General features: G+C 74.9%; 3 protein-coding genes. All 3 read right to left on the reverse strand.

Annotation, left to right across the window (positions count from 1 at the left end):
- Positions 1–114 precede the first annotated feature (114 nt).
- The 3 genes from ABZW11_RS46170 to ABZW11_RS46180 are packed head-to-tail and all read right to left on the reverse strand — an operon-like array spanning position 115 to position 2,793.
- On the reverse strand, positions 115–966 hold the full coding sequence (locus ABZW11_RS46170; protein WP_355432910.1) for an ABC transporter permease: 852 nt from the start codon (positions 964–966) through the stop codon (positions 115–117).
- Positions 966–1,931 carry an ATP-binding cassette domain-containing protein gene (locus ABZW11_RS46175; protein WP_355432912.1) on the reverse strand — a complete coding sequence of 322 codons (966 nt, stop codon included), beginning with the start codon at positions 1,929–1,931 and terminating at the stop codon, positions 966–968. The genes ABZW11_RS46170 and ABZW11_RS46175 overlap by 1 nt, the downstream gene beginning before the upstream one ends.
- Positions 1,932–1,977: 46 nt before the next feature.
- Positions 1,978–2,793, reverse strand: a complete 816-nt coding sequence (locus tag ABZW11_RS46180; RefSeq protein ID WP_355432914.1) for a helix-turn-helix domain-containing protein — start codon at positions 2,791–2,793, stop codon at positions 1,978–1,980.
- Positions 2,794–2,912 lie beyond the last annotated feature (119 nt).

Genomic DNA, 2,912 nt, shown 5'->3' on the forward strand with positions numbered 1-2,912 from the left:
CGCGGCGCGCGCCGGCTCAGGGTGCACGGGCCGGCTCAGGGTGCACGGGCCGGCTCAGGGTGCACGGGCCGGCTCAGGGTGCACGGGCCGGCTCAGGGTGCACGGGCCGGCCGGTCACGCTCTTCTGTAGAGGGCGAGCGCGACCGGGGCGAGCGCGAGCGTCAGCACGCCGGACACGGCCAGCACGAAGGCGATCCGCCCGAGGTCGGGGGCGCCGTCCAGGAGGCCGCGGGCCGCCTCCACGAGCCGCGTCACCGGGTTGACCGCCACGAAACCTCTGAGCCAGCCGGGCATCGTGTCCGGCGGCGCGAACGCCGAGCTGACGAACGTCAGCGGGAACAGGATCAGCGTGGAGGCCCCCATGACGGCGGCCGGCGTGCGTACGGTGAGGCCGGCGATCAGCCACAGCCAGCTCAGCGCGAAGCAGAACGCCAGCAGCAGCGCGACGGCTCCCGCGACACCCGCGAGCCCGCCCGGCGGCCGGTAGCCGATGGCCGCCGCGACGCCCAGCACCAGCGCGGCGGCCAGCCCGTAGCGCAGGGTGTCGCCGAGCAGCGCGCCGACGAGCGGGGCGGGCCGCCAGACGGGCTGCGCGCGGAACCGGTCGAAGACGCCCCGCCCGATGTCGGTGTTCACCGTCACCGCCGTGTACATGGTCATGAACACGACCGTCTGCGCGAGGATCCCGGGCAGCGCGTACGCCAGGTACGCCTCGGGCGAGCCGGCCATGGCGCCGCCGAAGACGTACGTGAACATGAGCGTGAACAGGACCGGGAAGAGGGTCGCGTCCAGCAGCTGCTCGGGGACGTGCCTGATCTTCAGCAGGGCCCGCCAGGTGAAGGTCAGCGTGGCCGCGACGGGCCCGGCACCGGCGCCCGGCGGCGGGGCGTCGCGGACGACGGCCGCGACCAGGCGCGCGTCCTGCTCGACTGCGCTCATCCCGCGGCTCTCAGGCTCTCCGCTCATCACGACACCTCCTCGGGAACGGGCCGGTCCGCCGCCCTGCCGGTGAGGGCGAGGAACACCTCGTCCAGGCTCGGCTGGGCGAGCGCGTACTCGCCGACGGCGTAGCCCCGCTCGGTGACGGCGGCGAGCGCGGGCGCGACGGCGTCCGGCCGCTCCACCCGCAGCGTCAGCGCTGCCGGATCGGTCTCCAGCACGGGTACGGCCCCCAGCAGCCCGCCGAGCAGGCCGGCCACCGGCGCGCGGTCGGCGTGGTCGGCGACCCGCACGCGCAGCGCCCCCGATCCGGCCAGCGCCTTCAGCCGCCCGCTGGTGCCCTCGGCGATGACGCGGCCGTGGTCCACGACGGCGATGCGGCCGGCGAGCCGGTCGGCCTCTTCGAGGTACTGCGTGGTCAGCAGCACGGTGGTGCCGGCGTCGGCGAGCGCCCTGACGCTCTCCCAGACCTGGCCCCTGCCGCGCGGGTCGAGGCCGGTGGTCGGCTCGTCGAGCAGCAGCAGGCCGGGCCGGACGACGAGGGAGGCGGCGATGTCGAGGCGGCGCCGCATCCCGCCGGAGTACGTCTTGACCTCCTTCCTGGCCGCCGCGCCCAGGTCGAAGGCGTCCAGCAGGCCGGCGGCACGGCTCCTCGCCGCCTTGCCCCGGTGGCCGCGCAGGCGGGCGAGCAGGGTGAGGTTCTCCAGCCCGGTCAGGTCCTCGTCGAGGGAGGCGAACTGGCCGGTGAGCGCGAGCCGTTCCCTGACCTTGGCCGCCTCGGTGACGACGTCGTGGCCGAGCACGCGGGCGGTGCCGCCGTCGGGCCTGATGAGCGTCGCGATCATCTTGATGGTGGTCGTCTTGCCCGCGCCGTTCGGGCCGAGCACGGCGTACACGCTCGCCGCCGGCACCTCCAGGTCGATGCCGTCCACCGCCCGGTGCGCGCCGTATCTCTTGACCAGGCCCCTGGCCTGGATCGCCGGTGATGTCATGACGGCAGCGTGGCCTGGCGGCGGGGCGGCCGTCTTGCACGAATGTTCAGGCGGTCCTGTAGGCGGTGCCGTCGACCGACCAGAGCGGGTCGGCGGCGATCGCGCCCGGGGTGCGGCCGGTGAAGGCGAGCACGTCGCGGTGCAGGTGGGACTGGTCGGTGTAGCCGAGCTCGGCGGCCACCTCGGCGACGCCGCGCGCGGTGGCGAGCCTGCGCAGCGCCCGGTCGAAGCGGACGATCATCGCCGCCCGCTTCGGCGGCACGCCGATCTGGGCCTTGAACCGGCTCCAGAACCGGGTGCGGCTCCATCCGTAGCGGGCGGGCAGCGCGCCGATCGGCACCTGCCCGTGACCGGCCTTGATGCGCCGCCAGGCGTCGGCCACCTCGGGGTCGAGGCGGGCCGTCGTACGGTCGCGCCGGGCGAGCGCCGCGCCGACCAGCGCGAAGCGTTCGTCCCACGAGCGGGTCTCGATGAGCCGCGCCCGCAGCAGGGCCGCCTCGGGGCCCCACACGTCGGCGAGGTCGAGCGGCGCGCCGTTGAGCTCGGCCGGCGGCACCCCGAGCAGGGCGGGCGCGAGCGCGAGGTCCACCTGCAGCTCCACGCAGTCGACGCCGCGCCCCGCGATGCGGGTGGGCGCGGGTGCGAGGCCTGTGACGATGCCGCCCTCGGCGCTTCCTTCCAGGGGTGCGAGGCTGCCGTCGGTGCAGTCGATGACGATCGCGACGGCCGGGCCCGGCGGTACGCGCTCCTCGAACGTCCCGCCGGCCAGGTCGCGGAAGCCCGCCATCGTGACGCCGGGAATCGCGCGGGCCGAGGCGGCCACCTCCCAGGTGGCGTGTCGTCGGACGCCGGGTGCTGCCATGAGGTGAGCCTACGTCCGCGCGGACGGGGATGCTCCTATTGATGTCAAGCGCTGGTTTCATGATCGGTTCTGGTGATGATCTGGTAGAGCTCGCGGGCGATGTAGCGTTTGAGGCAGCG

This window comes from Nonomuraea sp. NPDC004580 (assembly GCF_040609855.1).
GTDB lineage: Bacteria > Actinomycetota > Actinomycetes > Streptosporangiales > Streptosporangiaceae > Nonomuraea > Nonomuraea salmonea.

Excerpts from the sequence above, each read along its gene's own strand:
- ABZW11_RS46180 (WP_355432914.1), bottom strand. The coding sequence starts at position 2,793 with ATGGCAGCACCCGGCGTCCGACGACACGCCACCTGGGAGGTGGCCGCC.
- ABZW11_RS46170 (WP_355432910.1), bottom strand. The coding sequence starts at position 966 with ATGAGCGGAGAGCCTGAGAGCCGCGGGATGAGCGCAGTCGAGCAGGAC.
- ABZW11_RS46175 (WP_355432912.1), bottom strand. The coding sequence starts at position 1,931 with ATGACATCACCGGCGATCCAGGCCAGGGGCCTGGTCAAGAGATACGGC.